This is a genomic window from Sorangium sp. So ce406, from assembly GCF_051474675.1.
Lineage (GTDB): Bacteria > Myxococcota_A > Polyangia > Polyangiales > Polyangiaceae > Sorangium > Sorangium cellulosum_G.
The window spans coordinates 3726658-3751500 of the sequence record NZ_CP150340.1 but is presented as its reverse complement, the minus strand read 5'-3'; the positions used below and the strand labels follow the sequence as shown (position 1 = coordinate 3751500).

18 protein-coding genes and 2 tRNA genes are annotated in these 24843 nt (G+C 73.3%); 11 read left to right on the top strand and 9 right to left on the bottom strand.

Annotation, left to right across the window (positions count from 1 at the left end; translation table 11 throughout):
- Window positions 1-269: 269 nt before the first annotated feature.
- Complete coding sequence (locus tag WME96_RS13980) at window positions 270-1742, bottom strand: DUF4178 domain-containing protein (protein WP_437290617.1); 1473 nt, start codon at window positions 1740-1742, stop codon at window positions 270-272.
- A gap of 65 nt (window positions 1743-1807) precedes the next feature.
- Here WME96_RS13980 and WME96_RS13975 point away from each other — a divergent pair, with 65 nt between their 5' ends.
- The 3 genes from WME96_RS13975 (at window position 1808) to WME96_RS13965 (ending at window position 6138) form a co-directional block, all read left to right on the top strand.
- The gene (locus WME96_RS13975) at window positions 1808-3400 is read left to right on the top strand and encodes a polyamine aminopropyltransferase (RefSeq protein ID WP_437290616.1); all 1593 of its coding nucleotides are present in this window, start codon (window positions 1808-1810) and stop codon (window positions 3398-3400) included.
- Between the two features lie 4 nt (window positions 3401-3404).
- Window positions 3405-5054: an FAD-dependent oxidoreductase gene (locus WME96_RS13970; RefSeq protein ID WP_437290615.1), complete on the top strand. Its 1650-nt coding sequence runs from the start codon at window positions 3405-3407 to the stop codon at window positions 5052-5054.
- Between the two features lie 265 nt (window positions 5055-5319).
- On the top strand, window positions 5320-6138 hold the full coding sequence (locus WME96_RS13965) for a PP2C family protein-serine/threonine phosphatase (protein ID WP_433935947.1): 819 nt from the start codon (window positions 5320-5322) through the stop codon (window positions 6136-6138).
- A gap of 140 nt (window positions 6139-6278) precedes the next feature.
- Here WME96_RS13965 and WME96_RS13960 read toward each other — a convergent pair whose 3' ends face one another.
- From WME96_RS13960 to groES, 4 genes are all read right to left on the bottom strand, one after another.
- Window positions 6279-7046 (bottom strand): MBL fold metallo-hydrolase, encoded by a 768-nt coding sequence (locus WME96_RS13960; protein WP_061620633.1) that lies wholly within the window; start codon window positions 7044-7046, stop codon window positions 6279-6281.
- Between the two features lie 4 nt (window positions 7047-7050).
- Entirely contained in the window at window positions 7051-7221 is a 171-nt protein-coding gene (locus WME96_RS13955; RefSeq protein ID WP_437290614.1) for a hypothetical protein, read from the bottom strand.
- A gap of 198 nt (window positions 7222-7419) precedes the next feature.
- Window positions 7420-9108 carry a chaperonin GroEL gene (groL, locus tag WME96_RS13950; protein ID WP_437290613.1) on the bottom strand — a complete coding sequence of 563 codons (1689 nt, stop codon included), beginning with the start codon at window positions 9106-9108 and terminating at the stop codon, window positions 7420-7422.
- Between the two features lie 65 nt (window positions 9109-9173).
- Window positions 9174-9479 (bottom strand): co-chaperone GroES, encoded by a 306-nt coding sequence (groES, locus tag WME96_RS13945; RefSeq protein ID WP_061607224.1) that lies wholly within the window; start codon window positions 9477-9479, stop codon window positions 9174-9176.
- Between the two features lie 530 nt (window positions 9480-10009).
- Between groES and WME96_RS13940 the strand changes: the two genes are divergently transcribed.
- From WME96_RS13940 to WME96_RS13925, 4 genes are all read left to right on the top strand, one after another.
- Window positions 10010-10083, top strand: a tRNA-Gln gene (locus tag WME96_RS13940).
- Window positions 10084-10122: 39 nt separating this feature from the next.
- Window positions 10123-10197 (top strand) — tRNA-Glu (locus WME96_RS13935).
- Window positions 10198-10513: 316 nt separating this feature from the next.
- Entirely contained in the window at window positions 10514-11209 is a 696-nt protein-coding gene (locus WME96_RS13930) for an NUDIX hydrolase (RefSeq protein WP_437290612.1), read from the top strand.
- A 150-nt stretch (window positions 11210-11359) separates the two neighbouring features.
- Complete coding sequence (locus WME96_RS13925) at window positions 11360-11752, top strand: hypothetical protein (RefSeq protein WP_433935943.1); 393 nt, start codon at window positions 11360-11362, stop codon at window positions 11750-11752.
- On the opposite strand, the gene WME96_RS13920 is transcribed toward WME96_RS13925, so the two are convergent.
- A complete protein-coding gene (locus WME96_RS13920) occupies window positions 11744-12712 on the bottom strand; it encodes a hypothetical protein (protein ID WP_437290611.1) in 969 nt (322 codons plus the stop codon). The two genes, WME96_RS13925 and WME96_RS13920, sit on opposite strands and share 9 nt — an antisense overlap.
- Before the next feature lie 544 nt (window positions 12713-13256).
- Between WME96_RS13920 and WME96_RS13915 the strand changes: the two genes are divergently transcribed.
- Complete coding sequence (locus WME96_RS13915) at window positions 13257-14144, top strand: DNA adenine methylase (protein ID WP_437290610.1); 888 nt, start codon at window positions 13257-13259, stop codon at window positions 14142-14144.
- A gap of 37 nt (window positions 14145-14181) precedes the next feature.
- On the opposite strand, the gene WME96_RS13910 is transcribed toward WME96_RS13915, so the two are convergent.
- Complete coding sequence (locus WME96_RS13910) at window positions 14182-14448, bottom strand: hypothetical protein (RefSeq protein WP_437290609.1); 267 nt, start codon at window positions 14446-14448, stop codon at window positions 14182-14184.
- Window positions 14449-14743: 295 nt separating this feature from the next.
- On the opposite strand from WME96_RS13910, the gene WME96_RS13905 reads away from it, so the two are divergent.
- Genes WME96_RS13905 through WME96_RS13895 form a run of 3 tightly spaced genes read left to right on the top strand, consistent with a single transcriptional unit; the run spans window position 14744 to window position 22012 of the window.
- Window positions 14744-19318, top strand: coding sequence for a DUF2339 domain-containing protein (locus WME96_RS13905; protein ID WP_437290608.1), 4575 nt, complete (start codon window positions 14744-14746; stop codon window positions 19316-19318).
- Window positions 19319-19375: 57 nt separating this feature from the next.
- Window positions 19376-20269 (top strand): LysR family transcriptional regulator, encoded by an 894-nt coding sequence (locus WME96_RS13900; RefSeq protein ID WP_437290607.1) that lies wholly within the window; start codon window positions 19376-19378, stop codon window positions 20267-20269.
- A 42-nt stretch (window positions 20270-20311) separates the two neighbouring features.
- Window positions 20312-22012 (top strand): right-handed parallel beta-helix repeat-containing protein, encoded by a 1701-nt coding sequence (locus WME96_RS13895; RefSeq protein WP_437290606.1) that lies wholly within the window; start codon window positions 20312-20314, stop codon window positions 22010-22012.
- A gap of 25 nt (window positions 22013-22037) precedes the next feature.
- Here the strand turns inward: WME96_RS13895 and WME96_RS13890 are convergent, their stop codons facing one another.
- Window positions 22038-22712: a type II toxin-antitoxin system RatA family toxin gene (locus WME96_RS13890; protein WP_437290605.1), complete on the bottom strand. Its 675-nt coding sequence runs from the start codon at window positions 22710-22712 to the stop codon at window positions 22038-22040.
- 399 nt (window positions 22713-23111) lie between these two features.
- On the bottom strand, window positions 23112-24656 hold the full coding sequence (locus tag WME96_RS13885) for an aminopeptidase (RefSeq protein WP_437290604.1): 1545 nt from the start codon (window positions 24654-24656) through the stop codon (window positions 23112-23114).
- Window positions 24657-24843 lie beyond the last annotated feature (187 nt).

The following is a 24843-nucleotide window of genomic DNA, read 5'->3' as shown; positions in this document are numbered from 1 at the left end:
TTGCACGTCACGGGCCGCCGCCGACCAGCGTGTAAACCGTTGAAATCACTCGGCCGCCACGGACGGCCGGCCGCGAACGGTACCCGAAACCGACCATCGTCTGCCCGAATCCGACCGCTCCGCTCGCCGCGCGATCACCCTCGCTGCGGGGGTGGACACAGACGTGTCCAGCCCTCGGCGCCCCGACTCAGCACCAGCCGGATCGCGTCAGTCGCCGCGCCGCGACGCCGCTCAATTCAAGTCCAGCCGAATCGAGCAGTGAAGCTGGATCACTTCCCGCCGCCGAAGCTCGGGCTGCTCCCGCCGGTCGGAACGAAGATGATGCCCCCGCCGCCCCCGCCGCAGTCGCTGAGCGCGCTGAGGAGGATGAGGACGATGATCACGACGACGATGATGACGAGGATCGTGCCGGCGCTCATCCCCGTCCCGCCGCCGAGCGCGGGGCGCGGCGGGGGCGACAGGTGGAAGGCGGCGGCGAGCTCCTTGCCCGGGAGCGGCGAGCAGAACGACACGCTGACCTCGGTCGGGGCCTGCTCGATGCTGATCTTGCCGTCCGAGCCCTGGTACTCCGTCGCCTGGACCGACTCGCCGATCTCGACCTTCCAGTAGAACTCGCCGATGACGTACTCCACCTCGGCCTGGACGCTCTGCTTGAGCGAGTACGTCTGTCCCTTGTAGGTCGCGACCGAGCCCATGGGCTGGACCTCGCCGGGCGAGAGCGGCGCCACGAGCTGCCACGCGCCGTCCTCTTCCATGAGCCACAGGTAGCCGACGCTCGGCCCGCCGTAGAGCAGGTACTCCCGCCAGCGGTAGCGCTCGCCCTCCACCGTGCAGCCCCGGATGACGAAGCCGATGCAGAGCACGCGCATGCCGCGGAGCTGGCCCTCGGCGCCGAGCGGGACGTACGGCTCCATGGGCGGCCGGGGGACCTGGCCGAGCGCGGTGAGGGCGCCCCTCGAGAGGTCGCTCGCGGTGCCGCAGTACCGGCAGACGATGCGCTCCGCGGTGCCGGGGGCGGCGAGCGGCAGGTTGCCGCCGCAGTTGGGGCACGCCACGGCGGTCACCTGCGCCGAGGGCATCTCCACGGGCGCGCCGGTGTCGAGCCGCATCACGGCCGGGTCGAACTGCCGGCCCAGGTAGAGCTTCGGCGGGATGCTCCGGCCGTCGCCGTAGTCGAGGGTCCCGAACTCGCCCTGCGGCCCCGCGATGTCGACGAAGCCGGTCACCACGCCCGGCGGGGCGACGTAAGGCATCTCGCCTTCGGCCGAGATGACGCGCCGGCGCCCCACCTCGACGACGGTGAACATCCCGTGCCCCTCGAGGTGGACGCGCGCGCCGGGCTGGAGGGCGGTCCACGGCGGGAGGCCGTTCAGCGGGAGCGGCGCCTCGCTGGTCGCGTACCAGCGCCCCTGGGCGAAGGCGACCCACGTCCAGCGGCCGCTGCTCGGGAACGCGATGAAGATCTCCTGCCACGGCGCGCCAGGCGCGCCGGCGCGGTCGAGCTGCACGCGGCCGTCGACCACGAACGGCTCGTTGCCCCAGCGCCCGGTGACCCCGACCTGCAGGGGCGTGGGGATCTCGACGAGGTCGGCGACGCGGCCGATGGCGCGCAGATCCCGGTCGGTGCGGGCGATGACGAACTTGCAGTGCTTGCACACCTGGGCCATCGCGCCCGCGAAACGAAACGTGATCGGCGCGCCGCAGGAGGGGCACGCGGCTGCTCGGTCGAAGGGCGTGCTCACGCGAGCACCATACTAGAAGCGGAGGCCAGCTGTGATCCAGCACGAGCGGTGCTAGGACCGCGCCGATGCCGGTCACCGAGGAGAGCTCGACGGGCGCCGCGCTGGCCCCTGCTGGAGACGCCCTGACGGCGCAGCCGCTGCCCCGGCTCGTGCACCCGGCGCTGCTCGCGAGCGTGTTCGTCATCGCCACGTCGGGGCTCATCTACGAGCTCATCACCGGCACGCTCGCGAGCTACGTCCTCGGCGACTCGGTGACGCAGTTCAGCTTCGTCATCGGCCTCTACCTGTTCGCGATGGGGATCGGCTCGTACCTCTCGCAGTACATCGAGACCCGCCTCCTCGAGCGCTTCGTCGAGATCGAGCTCGGCCTCGCGCTCGTCGGCGGGCTCTCCGCGCCGATGCTCTTCCGGGTCTACACCGCGCTCGGGGCGTTCCGCGCGCTGCTCTACTCGCTGGTGCTGCTCATCGGCGTGCTCGTGGGGCTCGAGATCCCGCTGCTCATCCGGCTGCTCAACTTCTCCCTGGATCTCAAGCGCCTCGTCGCGCGGGTGCTCACGCTCGACTACATCGGCGCCCTCGCCGCGAGCCTGCTCTTCCCCGCGATCTTCCTGCCGCGCCTCGGGATCCACCAGACGAGCCTCTTCTTCGGGCTGCTCAACGCGGCGGTCGCGCTCACGAGCACGTTCCTCTTCCCGCTCGAGCGCGCCGTCATCGTCAAGCTGCGGGCGCTCTGCCTCGTCGTCATCGCGGGGCTCGGGGTCGCGTTCGCGCTCGTCTCGCGCTTCGTCGAGCGCTCGGAGGCGCTCTACTTCGGGGCGCCCATCGTCTACGCGGCGCAGTCGCCGTACCAGCGCATCGTCGTCACGAGGGGCCCGCGCACCACGCGCCTGTTCCTGAACGGCAACCTCCAGTTCTCGTCGGACGACGAGCACCGGTACCACGAGGTGCTCGTGCACCCGGCCGTCGCCGCGCTGGGGCGCGATCCGCGGCGCGCGCTGGTCCTCGGCGGCGGGGACGGGCTCGCCGCGCGCGAGCTGCTCCGGTACCCGTCCATCGAGCAGATCCTGCTCGTCGACCTCGACGCCGCGGTCACGGGCGCCTTCCGCGACCTGCCGCTCGCCGCGGACCTGAACGGCGGCGCGCTCCGCGATCCGCGCGTCGTCATCCGCAACCAGGACGCGTTCAAGTACCTCGAGGAGTCGACCGAGTCGTTCGATCTCGCGATCGTCGACTTCCCCGATCCGGGCAACTACGCGGTCGGCAAGCTGTACACGGACGCCTTCTACCACCTGCTCCGGCAGCGGATCTCCGTGCGCGGCCTCGCCGTGGTCCAGGCGACGTCGCCGCACTACGCGCGCGAGTCGTTCTGGTGCGTCGTGACGACGCTCGAGGCCGCCGGCTGGAAGACCGCGCCGCTGCACGTCTACGTGCCGAGCTTCGGCGAGTGGGGGTTCATCCTGGCCGGCGGCGAGGGGCTCGCCGCGCCCGGCGCCCTCCGCGTCGATCCGTCGAAGCTCCGCTACCTCGACTCGAGCGGCCTGCCGGAGCTCTTCCGGTTCCCGCGCGATCTCGGCCGCGTCGAGGCGCCGGTGAACCGGCTGAACGACCAGAAGCTCGTCTCCGTGTACACGCGCGAGTGGGCCGAGTGGTCGCGGTGATCCGGTGAACCGCCGCGGCTTCCTGAGCTCCGTCGCCGCGGGCTGGCTCGTGCACGCGGCCTCGCCGGGGCGGCCGCCGCTCGCCGGCGAGATCGTCGGCGCGTCCCACGGCGCGGGTCACCTGCTCCGCGGCGGCGCGCCGCGCGCGTCGACGATGACGGCGTCCGGCCCGCCGGAGCGCGCGGACGTCGTCATCGTCGGCGGCGGGGTGAGCGGGCTGTCGGCCGCGTGGCGCCTCGCCGACGCCGGGCTCGATCTGCGGGTGCTCGAGCTCGAGCCGCGGCCCGGCGGCACGAGCGCGTGGGGCGAGGACGGCGTGGTGCCGTACCCGTGGGGCGCGCACTACCTCGCCGCGCCGAACGTGGAGGCGCGCGCGACGCTGCGGCTGCTCGATCAGATGGGCGTCGTCACCGGGTGGGACGCGGCGGGGCGCCCCGTGTTCGATCCGCGCAGGCTCTGCCACGCGCCGGGCGAGCGGCTGTTCTACGAGGGCGCGTGGCACGCCGGCCTCGCGCCTGTCGACGCGCTGCCGGACGACGCGCTGGAGGAGCTCGAGCGGTTCCACGCGCTCGAGGAGGACCTCACGGAGCTCACCGGCAGGGACGGGCGCGCGGCGTTCCAGATCCCGCTCGCGCGCTCGTCGCGCGATCCCGAGCTCCTCGAGCTCGACCGGATCAGCATGGCGGCGTGGCTCGATCGCGAGGGGTACCGCACGCCCTTCCTGCGCTGGTACGTGCGCTACGCGATGCTCGACGACTTCGGCGGCGAGCCGGAGGAGATCTCGGCCTGGGCCGGGCTGCACTACTTCGCGGGGCGCAAGGTGCGCACGCCGGAGCTCGCGGGCAGCCACTACCTGATCTGGCCCGAGGGCAACGGCCGGCTCGTGAAGGCGCTGCTCGAGCGCGCCGCGCCGCGCGTGTCGCTCGGCGCGCTCGTCACGTCGGTGCGCCCGCTGCCGGAGGGCGGCGTCGAGGTCGGCTACATCGACGTGCAGCGCGGCGAGGCGCGCCGGGTCGAGGCGCGCGCCGCGATCCTCGCGGCGCCGGCGTTCGTCGCGCGCCGGATCTTCGCGGGGAGCGCGGCGGGCGAGCTGCCCGAGCGGACCACGTCGGCGTGGCTCGTGGCGAACCTGCACGTCGAGCGGCCCCTCGACCCGAACCACGCGTGGGATTCCGTCCTCTACGGCGCAGACGGGCTCGGCTACGTCGACGCGCGCCACCAGCTCACCGATCTCGCGGCGGCGACGACGCAGCGGTCGCGCCTCGCGACGCCGATGCAGCGCACCGTGCTGACCTACTACCGCGCCTACGGCGGGCCCGACGTCGCCGCCGCGCGCGCGGCGCTGCTCGGCGCGCCGTGGGCGTCGATCGCGGACGGCGTGCTGCGCGATCTCGCGCCGGCGCACCCGCACCTGCGCGACGACGTCGCGCGCATGGACGTCATGATCTGGGGCCACGCGATGCCGCGCCCGCGCCCGGGCTTCCTCGGCGCGCGGCCGTTCGATCCGCCCTGCGCGCTCTCGGAGCGCGTCGCCTGGGCGCACGTCGATCAGGCCGGGATGGCGCTCTTCGAGGAGGCGCAGGCGTGCGGCGTGCGCGCCGCCGAGACGATCGCCGCCGCGCTCGGGATCGCGATCGGCGAGAGCTGGCTCTGAGCGGGCGCCCGCGCCGTCGTCGCGCGCCGGAAGCGCGCCGCGCGCGCTCGGTCGGGCGCGCGGCGGGGAAATCCACGTCCCCCCTCATCTTTCAAGAGCAAAGTGCGCGCGGCGAGCGGGCGCCTCCGGAAGGGTCCACCGCCCCCGCGGCTGGCCGCTTCTTACGGGCACGGAGCCGCCCCTGTGGGAGATCCGGCCCAGGATTTCAGCTTTGCCCTCGCCTTGAACTTGCGCTGCCCCCCTGCTCCGCGTCTACTCTCTGCCCATGTTGCGGACCCGGTTTGCCGGGATGACGGATACCGGGCTCCTCCGGGACCACAATGAGGACAACCTCCTCGTCAGCGAGGAGTACCGTGTCGTGGCCGTGGCGGATGGCATGGGCGGACACCGCTCGGGCGACGTCGCGAGCCAGCTCGCCGTGAGCACCCTCTCGGACTTCCTGTCCGTGACGGTCGGGAGGGACGCGACGTGGCCGTTCCCTGCCGATCCGAACCTCACGGAGGAAGAGAACTACGTCGTCACCGGCCTCAGGCTGGCGAATCGGCGCATCTTCGATCGCTCGCTGAAGACGCTCGCCGACTTCGGCATGGGCACGACGATCGTGGCGGCGATGTTCTCCAAGGACGCCGAGCACGTGACGGTCGGCCACGTGGGCGACAGCCGCTGCTATCGCCTGCGCGACAGCCAGATCACGCAGCTCACGCGCGACCACTCGCTCGTCAGCGACGCCGCGCACATGGCGCCGTGGATGACCGAGGAGGAGGTCCGGCAGCTCCCGGCCAACGTCATCACGCGCGCGCTCGGCATCCGCGAGGACGTCCTCGTCGATCTCGTGACGGACGAGACGCGCCACGGCGACGTGTACCTCCTCTGCTCGGACGGCCTCTCCGGGCTCGTGAGCGACGATCAGATCCTCGAGCTCGTGATGTCCAGCGGCTCGCTGGACGCGGCGTGCAAGGCGCTCATCGACCGGGCGAACTACTTCGGCGGCACCGACAACATCACGGTCGTCCTCGCCCGCGTCGAGGAAGTCCCCGACGGCAAGCGCACCTTCAACGACGATCCCACCCAGGAGAGCCGCTAGCGGCGCGTCGCCGCGCCCCCTCCGGCAGCGCCGGAGGAGCGGGGGCTCGGGCGAGCGCGGCGGGGTCCCCCTGCCGCGCGACGAGCAGGGTCTCCTCGGGCCGGGCAGCCCGGCCGCCAGCCGGCCCGTTGGTTAGCTGGTTACAGGACGAAGTGGTCCATGAGCTGGAGGACCTCCAGGTTCAGCCCCTTCAGCGCGGCGCACTCCCGCTCCACCTCGGCCTGGAAGACCGGCTTGATGTGGTAGAGCATCGTCGGCAGGTCCTTCGGCGCGCGGTACTTCTGGAGCTCGACGGCGAGCGTCTGCGGCGTGTGGTGGCCGCTCACCGTGGCGAGCCGCTGCTCCCGGTCGGGGAAGCTGACCTCCATGAGCAGCGCGCGGAGGTCCTGCTGCTGGTTCAGCACCTCCCACAGCCGGTCGGTCGGCCCGGTGTCGCCGCTGTACGCGATGGCGCCGCCGCTCCCCTCGATCACGAACGCCGAGGCGTCGATCGTGTGCGTCACCTGGACCGCGCGCACGAGCCGCCCGGCCACCATCGTGGGGCGCTCCGGCTTGAGCTCGAGGTACTGGATGGTCGGCTGCGCGGGCGTCGGGATCACCGCGAAATCGGGCCACAGCACGTTGTTGAAGAAGTGCTTCTTCAGCGTCCGCAGCGTCTCGCGCGTGCCCGCGATCACGAGCGGCGGGCACCCGAGCTGGCAGCGGTTGTCCGCGATGGTGGCCAGGTCGCGGATGTGATCGAGGTGCGCGTGGCTCACGAGGCACGCCTCGATCCGCGCCTGCTCCTTGATCTCGAGCCCGCTCGTCAGCGAGCCCGCGTCGATCGCAAGGACGTCGTCCACGACGAACGCGCACGTGCGATGCCTGGGGGTCTCGCCGCCGTGGCAGCCGATGACGCGCAGCTCCACCGGCTCAGCTCTCTCCGCCGAGCTTCTGCGGCGTCCTCGGGAGCTCGATGAAATCGCTCGATCGCCGCATGTCGGTCACCATGATCGCCGCCCCGGCGTGGGAATCGCCCCCGTGAAAGGGCACGTCGCCCGGCACGTACGCGCGGCCACGGCGGGCGAACGACGATTCCGACATTGCCCGAGAGTCTAGCGCCCTGCGCGACCGCGGGTCAAAAACCCAGGCAAGAGCGCTCGGCCTCACAAAGCGCGAGGGGCCCTCCAAGCCAGCATGCTTTGGAGGACCCCTCGGCCCGCTGCATCGGGAGCGGCGCGCTCGGCGAACAGCGCCGGCGTGGAGGCCGGCGCCGGGACCGAGCGCGGCGCGGACAGGCGATCAACCCATGTCGAAGTCGCCCATGCCGCCCATGCCGCCCATGCCGCCCATGCCGCCCATACCCCCCATGCCGCCCATGCCGCCGGGGGCCCCGCCGGCCGCGGCCTTCTCCTTCTTGGGCTTCTCGGCGATGAGGGCCTCGGTCGTGAGCATCAGCGAGGAGACGCTGGCCGCGTTGGTGAGCGCGTGGCGCACGACCTTGGCCGGGTCGATGACCCCGCCCGCGAGCAGGTCCTCGTACGCGTCCGTCGCGGCGTTGTAGCCGAACGTGGGCGCGCCCGACCGGATCTTCTCCGCGACCACCGTCCCGTCGACACCCGCGTTCTGGGCGATCTGGCGGACCGGCGCCTCGAGGGCGCGGCGGACGAGCCGCACGCCGGCGTCGCGCCCGTCGTTGAACTTGAGCCCGTCGAGCGTCGCGGCCGCCCGGAGCAGGGCCACGCCGCCGCCGACCACGATGCCCTCTTCGACGGCGGCGCGGGTCGCGTGCAGCGCGTCCTCGACGCGCGCCTTCTTCTCCTTCATCTCCGTCTCGGTCGCCGCGCCGACCTTCACCACCGCGACGCCGCCGGCGAGCTTCGCGAGCCGCTCCTGGAGCTTCTCGCGATCGTAGTCGCTGGTCGTGTCCGCGATCTGCTTGCGGATCGCCTCGATGCGGCCCTTGATGGCGGTCTTGTCGCCCTGGCCGTCGACGATGACGGTGTTGTCCTTGTCGATCTCGACCCGCTTGGCGGTCCCGAGGTCGCGCACGGTGGCGCTCTCGAGCTTCTGCCCGAGGTCCTCCATGAACGGGGTCGCGCCGGTGAGGATGGCGATGTCCTTCAGCATCTCCTTGCGGCGATCGCCGAAGCCGGGCGCCTTCACGGCGGCGACCTTGATGGTGCCGCGCAGCTTGTTCACGACGAGCGTGGCGAGCGCCTCACCCTCGATGTCCTCGGAGAGGATGAGCAGCTCGCGCCCCTGCTTCACGACCTGCTCGAGCAGCGGCAGGAGGTCGGCCATCGCCGAGATCTTCTTCTCGTGGACGAGGATGAGCGGGTTCGTGAGGACCGCCGTCATCTTCTCGGCGTCGGTCACGAAGTAGGGCGAGAGGTAGCCGCGGTCGAACTGCATGCCGTCGACGGTCTCGAGCTCCGTCGTCATGCGCTTGTTCTCCTCGACCGTGATCACGCCCTCCTTGCCGACCTTCTCCATGGCGTCGGCGAGGATCTGACCGATCTCCTTGTCGCCGTTGGCGCTGACCGTGGCGACCTGGGCGATCTGGTCCTTGTCCTTGGTGGGCTTGGCGGCCTGCTGCACGGCCTCGATGACCTTCGCGACCGCCGCGTCGATGCCGCGCTTCAGGTCCATCGGGTTGTGGCCGGCCTCGACGAGCTTGAGGCCCTCGCCGAAGAGCGCCTGCGCCAGCACCGTCGCCGTCGTCGTGCCGTCGCCCGCCTTGTCGCTCGTCTTCGAGGCGACCTCGCGCACCATCTGCGCGCCCATGTTCTCGAGCTTGCCGGCGAGCTCGACCTCCTTCGCCACCGTGACGCCGTCCTTCGTGACGACCGGCGCGCCCCAGCTCTTCTCGATGACGACGTTCCGTCCCTTGGGCCCGAGGGTCACCTTGACCGCATCGGCGAGCGTGTTCACGCCCTTCAGGATCGCGGCGCGGGCGCCGCGGCTATAAACGATCTGCTTCGCAGCCATCTCTCAATCCCCTCGCGGCCGCGCGGCCGCATCTGCAACGCTTGGGTTCGGTTGCCTGATCCGGATCACGTCGCGGCGGAGGCGGACTCGGTGACCGCGAGCACGTCATCCTCGCGGAGGAGCACGTGCTCCTCGCCGTCGAGCTTCACCTCGGTGCCGCTGTACTTGCCGAACAGCACCTTGTCGCCGACCTTCACCTCGAGCGGGCGGACCTTGCCGTCCTTCAGGACCTTGCCGTTGCCCACGGCGACGACGCGCCCCTCGATCGGCTTCTCCTTCGCGGCGTCGGGGATGATGATGCCCCCCTTGGTCTTCGTCTCGCTCTCGACACGCTTGACGACAATCCGATCCTGCAGCGGCCTGATTCTCATGGTGGCTCCTCGTCCTCGGCTGGTTGACTGACCATCGGCCTCGCCGTAGGTCCCGCTCGCCCCCACCGCCGGGGCCTTCCGCCCACACGACGAGAGCTAAGTGCCCGGGATCACAGTTGCTTGGCACTCTCCTAGGCCGGTGGCTAAAACCGCGCCGAAAGTAAATCAGGCTCCCGGCGCGTCAAGGGCGCTCGGCAGACAGTCGCGACTTTTCGGTCGACGCTGCGCCTGGAAAACGAAACGGCAATTTCTGGAGGAACTGGGAAGCCGAAGCCAAGGCGCAACGTGATGATGAAGCCGGAGGGGGCCAAGGGGGGGCACCGTCGGGGTGGACGGACGCGGCGCCGAGGGGGCCGGCGCGCGCCCAGGGTGGACCCGGGGGGGTGACGCTCGGCCAGAAGGGCGCGAAATGCGGCGGATTTTCGGCGCCGAGGAGCTTTCTTCGCCGGGCTCGATTTTCATCGCTTGACATACCGGGCAGCCCGAGTAGATTCCGCGGCCCGTGGCGCTGATGCAGAGCGCTCACCCCTTGGGGGATCGTCTAACGGCAGGACGCAAGATTCTGGCTCTTGCTATCAAGGTTCGAATCCTTGTCCCCCAGCCAGGCCGATCAGCTCTGCTGTAGGCCATCTCGACAGAACAAGGTCCCATCGTCTAGCGGTTAGGACATCGGCCTCTCACGCCGGTAACGCGGGTTCGATTCCCGCTGGGATCGCCACTCTGACTTCTCTTTCCCCGCCAGCCCTCGCGCTGTCGTCGTTCGAACGTTCCGAACGACGCCCCGGGTCTGGCACTCTCGGCGCAGCAGCTCACCGTGTCGCCCCTTCGCGCCGGTAGCGACGCTGCCTGATCCGTTCGGGAGACTGACGCTTGCGGCGCGATGAGCGCCCGGGGCGGGCAGGGCGGCGCTGCGCGTCGCGCCTCTTCCTGATGAAGTACGGCTTCGTCGAGGAACACACGAGGCAGCCGGAACCACCGACTTCGTTGGAGTAGCAAGGGACGGCGCGCCGCTCGCGGTGCGGTACCCTCGACGCATGGCGGCGCAGGACGGGGACGAGCCCTTCGATGTCTTCGATCGCAGCGGCAGGCCGCTCGGCGTGCGCAAGGCGCGCAGGCTCGTCCACCGCGACGGCGACTGGCACCGGAGCGTCCACGTCTGGGTGCTCCTCGAGCGGGAGCCCGGCGCCTCCCGGGGCGACGCGGAGCCCTGGGTGCTGTTCCAGCAGCGCAGCCCGGAGAAGGACACGTGGCCCGGCGCCTTCGAGGTCGCCGTGTCCGGGCACTACCGCGCCGGCGAGGACCTCGCGGAGGCGCTGCGCGAGGCGGAGGAAGAGATCGGCCTGCCGCTCGCGCCGGGCGACGTGATCCGGATCGGCACGCGCCGCAGCGTGGATGATCACGCGCCGGGCATCGTCGACCGCGAGCTGCAGGACGTGCTCGTCGCGACGACCCGCCGCACGCTCGCGGCGTTCCGTCCGCATCCGGAGGAGGTCACCGCGCTGCTGTCGCTCCCGCTCGGCGCGGCGGTGCGCCTGGTCCGGGGCGAGGCGCAGCGTGTGACCGGCCTGCTGCGGGACGCGCCGGACGCCGCGGGCGCGGTGAAGATCGCGCCGCGCGACGTGCGGCTCGACGAGTTCGTGGCGGCGCGCGACGGCTACTACGAGCGCGCGCTCGACTCCATCCGCCGCCGCGTCGCGGGCGAGACGCCGGCGCTGTGGTCGATCGGCTAGCTGCGCCGATCGGCCACCCGCGACCTGCGCCGATCGGCCACCTGCGACGGAAACTCCGACATGCGGAGCCAGGGCGTCGCTCCGCGATCGGCCGCCGATTTCTTGGGCATCGGCGGCGGTCGGGGCAGAGTCGCGGCCGGAGGCACCCCGATGAAGCAGCAGATGACGCCGAGCGATGTCCCTCAAGATGCCGTGGAGCGCTGCCTGGTGGAGGCGATGCAGGGGAGCGGCGCGCGCGCCGTGGCCCTCGCCGGGGAGGAGGGCCTGCTCCTCGCCGGGGCGCGCGGCGCCGGCGGCGCGGGGAGCGACGACGAGCTCGCGCTGCTCGCCGCGCTGGGCGCCGGCTGCGCCGACAAGGTCACCGGGTACGCCGAGCTCGACGAGTTCGTCGACGCGGTGGCCGGCGGCGACGACTTCTACGCGACGCGGCTCACCGTCTGCGACCGGACGCTCTACCTCGCGTCGATCGGCGCGCGCGTCCCGCAGCAGAAGAAGATCGCCGCGGAGCTCGGCAAGATCCTCGCGCCCGTGCTGTCAGCCTGAGCCGCGGCGCGGCTCGGCCAGACGCCGGGGCCGCTCCGACGGGCCCGCCGAGGCGAGGAGGAACCCCTCGGCCCGGTGCGGGGCGAGGCCGCAGCGCGCGTTCATGCGCTTCGCGATCTCGTCGCCGGCCCTGACGAGCGCGTAGAACCACCGGATCCCGAAGCGCTCGTGCCCCTCCCGGAGCGCCGCGGCCTGGAGCGGCGCCCCGAGCCCGCGGCCGCGGTACTCGTCGCGCAGGCAGGTGCAGATCGGCATGCCGGTCCAGGAAGGCGCCTCGCCCACGTCGGAGATCCAGAGCGGCGGGGCGCCCAGCAGCCCGAGCTGCGAGGGCGCCTCGCGCCCGCCGTCGGCGGGCGCCGGCCGCGTCAGGACGCACAGGGTCGTGCAGCCGACCAGCGCGCCGCGGCCGTCGCGCAGCGCGAGGGTCAAGGAGCGCCCGTCGCCGCCGCGCAAGGTCCACCCCGGGAGCGGCGCGTGGCCGCTCTCGGCCTGGAGCTCCTGGATCGCGCGGATCGCGTCGTCGTCGTCGTCCGGCGAGACCCTGGACAGGTGGAGGCCCGCCGGGAACGAGCGGAACCGGCCGAGGCCCTGCACGGCGGCCCACACCTCGCCGGCCGGGGCGCCCATCACGGAGAGCCCCTCGTCGACGGAGAGCCCCGCCTGGCGCAGCGACGCGGCGAGCGCCGGGAGCTCCGGCCGGGGGGCGTGCAGGAGCACGCGCTCGAAGCAGCGCACCAGCGTCTCGCGGCGGTCCGGAGACGTCCTCTGGGCGTGCAACAGCAGGAGCGACCGACCGTCGGTCGTCATGCCGTCCTGCTCCGCGATCCAGCCGCGCGCGGCAAAGAGGATCCGCTGAGCCCGGTAATCCGCAGCCTCGCCGAAGCAGCCAGGTCCGTCCGCCGGAGCGGGGCGGCGCTGCTGCGGGGCGTCGTCGCGATCGAGGTCGAAGGCAAGCATCATGGCGGCATTCCTCCTGTCGAGAGGGAACGGCGGCTTCGACAAAAGCCGCTACACGGCGCGGGGCGCCCGCGCGCTGCGCCCGGGCGAGCCCCTGCCGCGCCGCCCAGGGCCGGCGGCGAGACGGCCCGAGGCGGCGGTGCGTGAATGCGGGAGAGCTCCGCCCCATCGAGCGGCTGCTCGGCCCGCGTGACGAGACTTCAACTTATCCCTGCTCCGCTGCCGCGCAAGCGACGACATCCCATGATCCGGGCGGTGGACAGACGCGGTCATCCGCGCTCACGCTTGCTTTCAACTATCCGTAATCACTCATCAAATGAATCAACACCCGCCCTCGACGACAAGGCACATCACCGTCCGTGGGGGTCGGGTTGTGGACATAGAACGTCCTAGCCCGGAGCGACGCGTGGCGCGCCTCATGGGGCCCCGGGGGTCGCGCGCCGGGGGCGGACCGGCGAGGCGCTCTGGACGGTGAGCTCGCTCGCGGTGAGCCGCGGCGGTTGAGGACGATCGCGCGCCCTGGTAGGTTGGCGTCCAGTATTGCGCGATGACCACCGCACTTGTCACCGAACCCGACAGCGCCGCGCCCCCGCTGCCACGCCCGTTCCTCAAGTGGGCCGGCGGCAAGGGCCAGCTCCTCCGGCAGTTCCAGCCGCTGCTGCCCACGTCGTACGGGCGCTACTTCGAGCCGTTCGTGGGAGGAGCAGCGCTGTTCTTCTGCCTCCAGCCGAAGCGCGCGGCCCTGACGGACGTCAACGCCGAGCTCATCGACTGCTACCGGGCGGTGCGCGATCGGGTCGAGGACGTCATCGCCGCGCTGGGCAGCCACGCCTACGACCAGGCGCATTACTACAGGGTTCGCGATCTCGACCCGACCACGCTCTCGCTGCCGGAGCGCGCCGCGCGGACCATCTTCCTGAACCGGACCGGCTTCAACGGGCTGTACCGCGTCAACAGCGCCGGCCGCTTCAACGTGCCTTTCGGTCGCTACGTGAACCCGTCGATCTGCAACCCGCCCCAGCTCCGGGCCTGCTCGGCGGCGCTCCAGGGCGTCGAGCTCGAGGTCCGCGACTTCGAGCGCGTGCTCGACCACGCCGAGGAGGGCGACTTCGTCTACCTGGACCCGCCGTACTCGCCCGTCTCGTCGACCGCGAACTTCACGTCCTACAGCGCGGGCGGCTTCAGCTTCCGCGACCAGGAGCGCCTCGCGGCCCTGTTCGCCGCGCTCGACGAGCGAGGCGTCAAGGTGATGCTCTCGAACTCCGATGTTCCGGAGATCCCGCCGCTCTACAAGCGGTTCAAGATCGACCGCGTGGCGGCGCTCCGGAGCATCAACGCGAAGAGCGACGCCCGGGGCCGCGTGGGAGAGATCGTGATCCGGAATTACGGGAGCAAGCGAGGCCGCAAGGCCGCGCTGGCGGACAAGGCGGGCTGAGCCCCGCGCGCGCCGCTCAGCGCGCAGCGCACGCCGCTCAGTCGATGGTCTTCGACTCGTGCTTCTCGGGATCGGGGGCCACGCACTCCTCGGCGTGGGCCATGGCCACCTCGATCTCCTCGTGGATCTCGCGCGAGGTGATCTTCTTTCCCGACGGATCGACGGCCTCCCACACGAAGCCGCGTTGCTCGCCGGGACGCTCGGGAATCCAGCGGACCCGCAAGGTCCAGCCGCGCACCTCGGCCTGATAACCGCCCTCCTCGTGATCGCGCTGCCATGCGGAGACGGTGGGGTGCTTCAGCATCGCAAGGTCTCCGGATCGGCGGGTCGTGAGGACAAAAGAACTGTTCCCGAATGGCCGCGCTCCCCCCCCGAGCAACGCCGCCGTCCGGGAACACGGGGAAGATAGCAGGCGCCTGGCGCGGGGCGATCAGGCAGGCGTGTGTTCCTCATGAGGATGCACCTTACTCCAGTCCCAGCGCGCGCCGAAAGGTCCTCGCTGCTCCGCTGGGCTGTCGGCAAGAGCGGCATGAACAGCACTGGCTTCGTCGCGCGGACGGGCGGCGCCGTCGGCGCAGGCCCTATGCTACGAAGTCCTCATGGGGGCAGGGATCCTCGTCTTTTTCGGGCTCGCGCTCGTCGCCTATCTCCTGGTCGCCCCCGTCGTGGCGTTCGTGTTCGCCGTCCGGGCCAACCGGCGCAATGAGGATCTCCTGTTGCAGATCCGCGCCCTCGAGCGCCGCGTGGCCGAGCTCTCCGGGCAGCGCGGACGCGCCGCGCGGATCGCGCCGGCGCAGAGCCCGCGCGGCGCGAGCGCCCCGGAGCCGGAGCAAGCCGCGCAGGCCGCGGTCACGCCCGCGGCGGTCGCGCCGGCGGCCATGGCGCCAGCGGCGGTCGCGCCTTCCATGGCCGCCGTCGAGGCTGCTGGCGCGGGGCCCGCGAGCGCGGCCGACGCTTCGGGCGCCACGCCCGCGGTGACCGCCGGCGCCGCAGGCGCGCCTTCGGAGATCGCGTTTCCAGCGGCCGCCGGCCCGGCCATTGCGCTGACGACGGCCGTGCCATCGGCGTCGACCGCCGGCGAGGAAAGCGCGCTCCCGGCGGCAGCGCCGGCCGCGTTCGCCGCCCCCACGGGACCTCGCCCGGCGGGGGCGCTCCACGACGCCGCCCTCGGCGCCGGCGGCCCCGCGCACCGCGGCGCCCCGGAGAGACCCTCCATCGAGGAGACGCTCGGCCTCACGTGGCTCACCCGCGCAGGCGCGGCCACCTTCCTGCTCGGCGCGCTCTTCTTCTTCAAGTACGCCTCGGACAACGCCTGGATCGGGCCCACCGGGCGCGTCGCGATCGGCGCGGCGGCGGGCGCCGCGCTCCTCGCGATCGCCGAGGTGATCCGCGGGAGAACGCAGCGTCGCTTCGTCCACGCGCTCCTCGGCCTCGGGCTCGCGGTGCTCGTCGCGTCGGTCTGGGCGAGCGCGGTGCTGTACGAGCTCATCCCGTTCTCCGCCGCGTTCGCCGCGGAGACGGCGCTGCTCCTGCTCGGCGCCGCGCTCGCGCTCCGCCACCGCGGCGAGGCGATCCTCGTGCTCTCGCTGGTCGCCGGCTTCCTCAACCCCGTCGTGCTGTCGACCGGGCAGGACCGGCCGCTCCTGCTGTTCGGCTACCTCCTGCTCATGACGAGCGTCGTCCACGCGGTGGCGGCGAAGCTCGGCTTCCGCGTCGCGCCGTGGCTCGCGCTCGCCGGCCACGCAGCGCTGTTCTCGGGCTGGTACGACCGGCACTTCGACGCGAGCGCCGCTCCGGCCCTCGGCGACGCGGGCGCGGCCCCCTGGCCCGACCCGCCGGCCGAAGCGCTCCCGGGGCCGTACCTCCCGCTCGCCGCGCGCGCGGTGCCCCTCGCGTTCGTCGCGCTCGCCGCGTCGCAGGGCGTCCTGCGCGCGCTGTGGGCGCGCCGCGCGCTCGCCCGGAGCGCCGCCGCTGCCGCGGGCGCGGCCCCGCCCGGCGGCCCCGCGCCGGCCGGCGCCTTCCCCGGCGCCGCGCCCGCGGACGCCATCGCGCTCGGCGTCGCCGCGCTCGTGCTCGCGCACGCCGGCGCGGGCGCGCTGCTCCTCGACGCCCCGCGCGCGCTCACCGCCGCCGCGATCGCGCTCGCGCTCGCGGCGGTCGCGGCGCTGCGCGCGCTCGGCGCGGCCGGCTGGCTCCTGGCGCCGATGGGCGCCGGCTTCCTCGCCTTCGCCGCGGCGTTCGCGGACGCGCCGGCGCCGGGCCGGACGACGCTCGTCGCGCTGGTCGCGGTCTGGACCCTCGTCTACCTCGCGGGCTGGCTCCGCGACGCCGGGCTCGCGCGCCGCCTCGACAGGAGGACCGCCGTCGAGTGCTCCGCGGGCGCGTCGCTCTTCGCCTGCACCGCGGGCATGCTGCTGTTCGGGACCGAGGCGGCGCTGTTCGCGCTCACGCTGGCCGGCGCCGCCGCCTTCGTCGCGTGGATGGCCGCGCGCGCCGAGCTCCCCGCCCTGCTCCTCGCCGCGGCGCTCGTCTCGGCCGGCGCGCTCGCGGCGGCGGCCCCCGGCGCGCTCGCGGCGGCCGAGGTGGACGCGGCGGCCGCGCCGGCGGCCGTGGACGCGGGCTTCCTCGCCGCCTCCGCGCTGGTCATGCTGGTGTTCCTCGGCGCCGTGGGCGCCTCGACGCGGCGCCCGCGCGAGCCCGCGCTCTCCTGGTCCGCCGCGCTCGCCGCGAGCGTGGGGACGCTCGGGTTCGTCGCGGCCGCGCTGGGCGCGACGCCGGCGGACGCGCCGACCCTGCGCGCGCTGCTCACCGCCACGGCCGGCGCCCTCGACCTCGCGCTCGGCGCGGCGCTCCTGCGCGCCGGCGCCGCGCCCCTTCACGCCGGCGCGGCGCCCTGGCACCCCGGCGCCGCGCCGCCGCTCACCGGCGCGGCGCCCCCGCGCGCCGGCGCGCCCCCCGCGGATCGCATCGCCCTGCTGCTCGGGCAGGCGCTCGCCCTCTTCGCCGCGGCCGTCGCCTTCGGGCTCGGCGGGGCGACGGTCACCGTGGTCTGGGGCATCCTCGCGGCGGTCGCGGCCGCGATCGCGGCGCGCACCGGCGAGCGCGCCTGGCTCGCCGTCACCCTGGTGCTCTTCGTCGCCGCCCTCACCCGGGCGCTCGTCGTCGATCGGGCCCAGGCCGAGGCGCTCGTGACGACCTGGTTCGAGACGCGCGGGCGCGACGGGGCCATGGCCGTCCCCATCCTGCTCAACGCGAGGGCCTGGGCGTTCGCGGGCGTGAGCGCGGCCCTGCTCGCCGCGGGGCGCATGCTCGCGCGATCGTGGTCCTCACCGCGCGCGCCCTCGATGCGCGCCGCGGGGCTCGCGGCGCTCGGGTCCGGCTACGCCCTGCTCATCGCGACCGTGGTCATCGAGGTGCGCAGCGCGATCACCGAGCTCCCCGCCGCGCCCCCCGCCCCGCTCGACGAGGCGGAGTTCGCCGAGCTCGTCGTGCAGCACCGCGCCGCCCTCGAGGCCCAGCAGGGGACCCTCGCGATGGCGACCACCCTCGTCCTCGCCCTCGCGGCGATCGCGCTGCTCACGGCGGGGTTCGCCGCGCGCGACGCCTTCCATCGGTACGCCGGGCTCGCGCTGTTCGCCGTCACGATCGCGAAGCTCGTCGCCTGGGACGTATGGCACGTCGAGCGCATCTACCAGATCGCGCTCTTCACCGGCGTCGGCGCGCTGCTCGTCGGCGGCGGCTTCCTCTACGCCCGCTTCGGCCGGCGCCTCGTGACGCTGCTGCGCGCCGGCCCGAGGGGCGCGGCCGGGCTGCTCGCCCTGCTCGCGGCGACCGGCCTCGCGCGGCCCTCGGAGGCCCAGACCGGCGCGGCGCCGCCGCCCGCCGCGGCGCAGGCCGCCGCGGCCGTGTCGATCGAGAAGCACGCGCTCGTCCGGCCCATCGAGGGCGTCGACGCCGCCGGCGACCACCGCGTCGACGTCGATCTCGAGCTCTACCGCGAGAGCCGCGCCGAGGAGCTGCTCGCCGACGTCCGCATCGCCGGCCCCGACGGCGCCGAGGTGCCGTACGTGATCCGCGAGGCGGGCGCCGCGCCCTCCCCCGGCCGGATCGCCGCCACGATGCTGGACCCGGGGGTCGACGCCGCCGGCGTGACGCACGCGACCTGGGCGCTCGACGCGCCTGGCACGCGCCACTGCCGGATCGAGCTCAGCGTGCTCGGCAGCAGCTTCCTCCGCGAGGCGCGGGTCGACACCGGCGCGGACCCGAGGTCGCTCAGCGAGGTGGCGCGCGGCGCCCACGTGTACCGGATCCCCCAGGGCTCGGAGACGGTCGAGCACCTGGCCGTCTCGTATCCGCTCTCGCGCGCCGCCCTGGTCCGCGTCCGCCTCGTCCCCGAGGTCGCCCCGGCGCGCGGCGCGGCCGCGGACGTCCGGATCACGGGCGGCGCCGTCTCGTGCGAGCCGCCGGCCGACGCCGGCAAGACCGCGCTGCTGCCGCTCGCGATCGTCGAGACGCAGCGGGACAGCGAGGCGAAGATGACCCTCGTCACCCTCGACGCCGGCGCCGACGGCGCGCCGCTGCAGGCCGTGCTCCTCGACATCGCCACGCCGGAGTTCAGCCGCCGGGTCGAGGTCGCCTCGACCACGTACCGCGCGGTCTGGCCTCCGGTGGGCAGCGGCCTCGTCTACCGGGTCCGCCCCCGCGGCGAGGCCGGGGTCGCGCTCGCGCTGACGCGGATCCCGCTGAGCCCCACCCGCAAGCGCTACCTCCGCCTCACGGTCCACGACGGCGACTCGGCGCCGCTCTCCCTGTCGGGCGCGCAAGCCGAGGTGCGGGCCCGCGAGATCGTGTTCCGCGCCGCCCAGCCGGGCCCGCACCGGCTGTACGTCGGCGACCCGCTCGGCGCGCGCCCCCGCTACGACCTGGCAGACGTCCTCGATCGCGGCGAGCGCGAGCTGCCGCCCGCGCCGGCGAGGCTCGGCGCCGCGCAGGCCAACCCGGCCCTCGGCGCCGCCCGCGCCCCGCGCAACCTCCCGTTCACCGAGCGGCACCGCGCGCCGATCGGGGCCGCGCTGGCCGCCTCGCTGCTGGCGCTCTCGCTGTGGGCCGCGCGGCTCCTGCGGCGAGCAGCGCCGCGGTCCGGAAGTTCAGCGTCCGCGCCGCGACGCCCGTGACGGCCGGCGAGGAGCTTTCGTGGCGAGGATTGTATTGACCAGCGATACAATGCGGCCATGCTGCTCCCCTCGCTGGAGAACCTCGCCTGCTTCGAGGCCGCGGCGCGGACGCTGAACTTCCGGACCGCGGCGCGCGCCGTCGCGCTCAGCCCCGCCGCCTTCGGCCAGCGCATCAAGCAGATCGAGGAGCAGGTGGGCGCGCCGCTGTTCGAGCGCACCACCCGCCGGGTGCAGCTCACGCCGCTCGGCCTCGCCATGCTGCCGCGCGCTCGACAGTGCCTGGCGCTCGCCGAGGACTGCCTGCGCAGCGCGATGAGCCCCGCGCCCGCGCCCGTCGAGCTGACGCTCGGCACGCGCTTCGAGCTCGGGATGTCCTGGCTCGTCCCCCAGCTCGGCAAGCTGACGCGGCGGCGCCCCGAGGTGACGCTCCACCTCTACTTCGGCGCCTCCGACGACCTGCTGCGCCGCCTCCACGACCGCAGCGTCGACTGCGTGGTCACGAGCGCCCGCTGGAGCGCCGCGAGCCTCGCGGCGGAGACGCTGCACGAGGAGCGCTACGCGTTCGTGGCCTCCCCGAAGCTGCTCCAGCGCGCGGAGTTCTCCCGCCCGGAGCACGCCGCGCGGCATTGCCTGCTCGACATCGACCCGACCATGCCGCTGTTCCGGTACCTCGCCGACCAGATGGGCGGCGTCGGCCGCTTCGCGTTCGCCCGCCATCGCTGGGTGGGGCTCGGCGCCGCCATGAAGGCGCTGGTGCTCGCGGGCGAGGGCGTGGCCGTGCTGCCGCTCCACATGGTCGCCGCCGAGCTCCGCGGCGGCAAGCTGAAGCGGCTCCTCCGGTCGGCGGTCCTCGCGCGCGACCACTTCCGCCTCGTCTACCGGCGCGACGACCCGCGGAGCGCGCTCTACGCGAAGCTCGCCGGGTCGCTGCGGGCCGCGCCGATCCAGTGACGCGCGCCGGGCGCCCCGTGGCGTAGACTCGCGCGAGGAACCATGACCGAGCTCCCCCACGGCGACGCGCGCTGCCGCAGGATCCCCATCACGGCGCGGGACATCAACGGCGGGCCGGACCCGGACCGCCGCGCTCCGTTCGTCATCACGGCGCCCGGCCAGTACGCCCTGGTGGAGGACGTCGACTGGGCGGCGAGCGACGCCGACGCGCGGGCGATCACGATCGCGAGCGACGACGTGACGCTCGACCTGTGCGGCAGGACGCTGCGGCAGGTGCACCCCCCGGCGCCCAGGACCGTCACCGATCCGGGCGCGAGGCCGTGCCGGGGCGAGGTCGTCTCCGGGAACGTGGGCGTCCACGTCGAGGGGCGGCGGCGGATCGTCATCAAGAACGGCAGCGTGGTCGGCATCCAGGGGGTCGGGATCGTCGCCAGGGACTGCCGCCAGGTGGATCTGCGCGACCTCTCGGTCAGCCGGTGCGGCGGCGACGGGGTGATCGACACAAGCTTCCTCTGCCGCAACGGCGGGATCTTCGTGATGGGCACGCAGCGCACGCAGGAGGCGAGCAACGACATCACCTTTGCCTCCGATATCCGGATGCTCAACTGCGTGTGCTCGGAGAACACGAGCCGGCTCGACGGCGTGGTGACGCTGGGGGCGCTCGTCCTCTTCTGCGACAACGTGGAGGTCAAGCAGTGCGTGTTCAACCGCAACGCGAACACGAGCGCCCAGCCGAGCGGCGTGCAGTTCAACGTCGTGGGCGTCGACTTCGTCGTCTGCCGCAACGTGCTCGTGGAGGACTGCGAGGCGCACGACAACACGTCGGGCGGGGAGCCGGCCGGGTTCTTCGCCTGGGGGGAGAACTACAAGTTCCTGCGCTGCCGGGCGAACCGGAATCACACGCTGACGGGCAACCGCGCGTGCGGATTCAACATCTCGACCACGAGCAACCTCGAGATGATCGCGTGCGAGGCGGACGGGAACTACAACGCGAACCCGCGCGCTTCCGCCGATGGGGTCAGGGATTTCTCCGCCCTGGGCTTCCGCATCGGCAGGGCGGTGTACCGCGCGCTGATCGAGGACTGCCGCGCGATCGGCAACCACAGCGTGGGCGTGAACGCGCCCGCCGGCGGCTTCGCGCTCCACTCGACCCGCCAGGTGGTGCTGCGACGCTGCGCGGCCGTGGGGAACCGGAACGCGAGCGGGACCGCCGAGGACGACGGGCTCGCGGCCGGGTTCATCGCGTCGGCGCCGCTCGCGGATCCGGAGGGCGGCTTCGTGGGAGGCGAGGACAACGCCTTCATCGACTGCATCGCCGACGGCAACACGGTCCACCGCGCCCCGCTGTTCGTGCAGCCGCCGGCCCCGCCGGTGGACGCGGGCCCGTCGCGCGGCGATCCGCGCAAGGGCGCGGGGTTCCTGCTCGAGGGCCAGAGGGACGCGCGGATCATCGGGTGCCAGGCCGCCAACAACGACGGCAAAGGCATCTGGCTGAGGGCCTGCGCGCGCGCGCTCGTCGAGGGGAACACGCTGTCGCGGAACACGCTGTACGGTATCGAGAACGAGGCCCCCGCCGGGCTCAGCGCCTTCACGGGGAACCGGGCGCACCTGAACGGCGCGCGCCACCGCCACAACTACGTTGGCCTGCCGGCCGGGACGCCGGTGCGCAAATGGACGCTCGGATCCCGTCCCCTCCCCGGCCCTTCGGGGGCGTTGGACAACCTCAGCATCCGGCTGCCCTGACGCGATCGCCGACCGCGGGCGCGCGTCAGCGGCTCCCGTCCTGCGCCTGCTCGAGGCGCGCCCGGATGGCGGCGACGGCGCGCGCCGAGCCGTCGAGGTTCTCCGAGTTGAGGAGGCTCTTCGGCAGCGGCAGCTTCGGCCGGAGGAAGACCTCGAGGGACAGGCGCGTCGTCTGGTCGTCGATCTTCTCCAGCTGCCAGGTGGCCTGGAGGTCTTGCACGTTGCCGGAGACGAAGCGGGACGAGTAGGTCTCGACTCCATCCACGTGCGCCGGCTTCTGGATCTCGAGGCGCGCCCACATCGTGACCGCGCCGTTCAGGGCCGAGACTTCCATGTAGACATCCCACCCGCCCGAAGGGGTGCGCCCGAGCACGCGGCACTTCTTGTAGTACGGCATGAACTCCGGATAGCGCTCGAACGAGAGCACCGCGGCGCGCACGCGCTCGATCGGGGCCTTGACGACGGCCGTCGACCGCCCGCGCGAGAAGCCGGTGCTGCCGATCGGGACTGCCACGCTCTTGATCCCGGCCCGTTCGGGCGCCGGCTGCGCGCGCTCGGCGCTCGAGTCGTCGCCCGCGGCGGCCAGGAGGACGTCGCGGCTGTCGCGCTGCGGCGCGGCGAGGCGCGGTGAATCCAGGTTGTTCCCCCCTTCACCCGCGCCGCACGCGGCGGCCGCCGCAGCGAGCCATCCGGAGAGCACAGGCCGAATCAGGGCGCGATGGACGATTGCGGTCGAACGAGCTGTCCCCATGGCCGCCGAGCTTGCCAGCAACGTGCCGGCCGCAACCGCGGCCCCCTGACACCGCGCAACACATCCACGCTCGGGCCGTGCCCCACCCCGCCATCACGGACGGATCAAACGCCCCGCGCCACCGCACAAGCCCAGGTCGCAGCACCAGGAAATCCAAAGACGGCCGCCTGAGATCCGTCCCCCACCTCTCTCCCCCCTTCGCTTTCTCTCCTGATTCCCCCAACGCTCGCCGGGGCTCACCCGCACAGGAGACGGGCCCAGATCGGCGTTTTCGGCGCACAGGCGTACTCTCTGTACGCCGAGCACCGAAAACGCCGAGATGGGCCCGTATCCGAAGCGGGTGAGCCCCTAAGAAGACTCACCGGATAGATAGGCGGTCAGGCTTGGAATCGGGACGCCGGTGGGGCGGCCGAACTGCCAGTCCACGGACTCGACCCCGACGCCGCCGATGTCGAGGTGGATGAACGGCAACGTGCCCCCCTTGAGCCCCGACGCGATGTCGAGGAACGCGAACGGGAACTGGTGCCCGCGCGGCGTGTTCACCGAGGCGAGGCGGTTCGAGGAGACCACGTCCTCGGCGCACGATCGGGGCGCGACGAACGCGTAGTCCTCGCGCCGCGGCCGCACGCGCTCCATCGGCTCGCCCCAGCGCTCCGCGAGGACGTCGAGCCGGTCGAGCTCGGGCCGCGCGGCGGCGTTGCAGATCGCGCCCGTGTACGGCCCGTGGGCGCGGTAGACGTGCCCCGTCAGCGTGGCGACCGAGAACAGGATCGGATCGGCCGCGCCGCTCATGGCGAGCTCCCGCGCGAGCGCGAGCAGGTCGGCCTGGATCAGGCGCCCCTCGGCGTCGGTGTTGCCGATCCGCACGCGCACGCCGGCGCGGCTGCGGATGATCTCGTCGCTCACATAGGACTCCTCGCCGATGCTGTTGCGCACGAGCCCGAGCAGCCCGACGATGCGCACCCCCTCCAGGCCGAGCGCCACGGCCGCGCGCACCAGACCGGCGACCGCGCCGGCGCCGCCCTTGTCGCGCGACATCCCGGCCATGTTCCCGTCCGTCTTCAGGTCGACGCCGCCGGTGTCGTAGGTGACGCCCTTGCCCGCGAGCAGCACCGTGCGCCGGATCTCCCCGCGAGGCCGGTAATCGAGCCGCACGACGCACGGCCGGTGGCGCTCGACGACCCGCGACGCCCGCGAGACCGCGCTGATCAGCGGGTAGTCGTCGACGTTGCGCTCGATCTTGACGAGCACGCCCGTCCTCGCGAACGCCGCCTCGCACATCTCGGCGACGCGGCGGGGCGCCATGCGCTCCGGCTCGGTGCCGGTGATGTCGCGGCAGAGCGCGCGGCCGACCTCGATGGCCGCGATCTCGCGGGCGCGCGCCTCCGGCAAGCCCAGCACCGCGACCGACTCGGCCGTGCGCGGGGCCATCTCCGCCTCGCGCGCCTCGAGCGGCGTCCACTGGCTCCCGAGCGCGGCGAGCGCCCCCACCTCGATCGCCCGCGCGAACCGCGGCCCAGCCGGCGCGCGCACGACGAGGAGCGGCCGGCTCGCCCCCGCCTCCACCGCCCGCGCGAAGCCGGCCGACGCCGCCTCCGCCACGGAGCGCACGTCGTCGATCTCCTCCGAGAGCGTCCCCATCGGCGCGAGCACCAGGCGCCCGCCTGGCACCCCGGGCGCCGGCAGGACGATCGGAGCACACCTGCCCTCCAGCGCGCAGTCCGCCCGCGCGGCCGCCTCGACCAGCGCGCCGACCGCGGGCCCGAGCCCCCCCACGTGCTTCGCGATCGGCGAGGGCGCGACGAGGACGACAGCATCGCAGGCGGCGGTCGCCGCGTTCGCCTCGGCGAGGGCGTTGGCGGGCAGCCCCGCCAGGGAGGTGACATGAACCATGGCAGTGGATGATGTCACAGAGGGCAGCATTTTTGCAGCACCCGTCGCCGCTGCCATGGCACCGACATCTCCCCCGAGGCGCGGCCGCGCACGACGCCGTGCAGGCAGCGCCCGAGCGCGTCCGCCCCGGCGGTCACAGCACGACCGACGGGCAGGCAGAGCCGCGCGCCGGCCTGCCTCCTGGGCC

Coding starts and splice junctions, on each gene's coding strand:
- WME96_RS13975 (WP_437290616.1), top strand. CDS start 1,808: ATGCCGGTCACCGAGGAGAGCTCGACGGGCGCCGCGCTGGCCCCTGCT.
- WME96_RS13900 (WP_437290607.1), top strand. CDS start 19,376: ATGCTGCTCCCCTCGCTGGAGAACCTCGCCTGCTTCGAGGCCGCGGCG.
- WME96_RS13925 (WP_433935943.1), top strand. CDS start 11,360: ATGAAGCAGCAGATGACGCCGAGCGATGTCCCTCAAGATGCCGTGGAG.
- WME96_RS13930 (WP_437290612.1), top strand. CDS start 10,514: ATGGCGGCGCAGGACGGGGACGAGCCCTTCGATGTCTTCGATCGCAGC.
- WME96_RS13895 (WP_437290606.1), top strand. CDS start 20,312: ATGACCGAGCTCCCCCACGGCGACGCGCGCTGCCGCAGGATCCCCATC.
- groL (WP_437290613.1), bottom strand. CDS start 9,108: ATGGCTGCGAAGCAGATCGTTTATAGCCGCGGCGCCCGCGCCGCGATC.
- WME96_RS13920 (WP_437290611.1), bottom strand. CDS start 12,712: ATGATGCTTGCCTTCGACCTCGATCGCGACGACGCCCCGCAGCAGCGC.
- WME96_RS13965 (WP_433935947.1), top strand. CDS start 5,320: ATGTTGCGGACCCGGTTTGCCGGGATGACGGATACCGGGCTCCTCCGG.
- WME96_RS13915 (WP_437290610.1), top strand. CDS start 13,257: ATGACCACCGCACTTGTCACCGAACCCGACAGCGCCGCGCCCCCGCTG.
- groES (WP_061607224.1), bottom strand. CDS start 9,479: ATGAGAATCAGGCCGCTGCAGGATCGGATTGTCGTCAAGCGTGTCGAG.
- WME96_RS13905 (WP_437290608.1), top strand. CDS start 14,744: ATGGGGGCAGGGATCCTCGTCTTTTTCGGGCTCGCGCTCGTCGCCTAT.
- WME96_RS13910 (WP_437290609.1), bottom strand. CDS start 14,448: ATGCTGAAGCACCCCACCGTCTCCGCATGGCAGCGCGATCACGAGGAG.
- WME96_RS13885 (WP_437290604.1), bottom strand. CDS start 24,656: ATGGTTCATGTCACCTCCCTGGCGGGGCTGCCCGCCAACGCCCTCGCC.
- WME96_RS13955 (WP_437290614.1), bottom strand. CDS start 7,221: ATGTCGGAATCGTCGTTCGCCCGCCGTGGCCGCGCGTACGTGCCGGGC.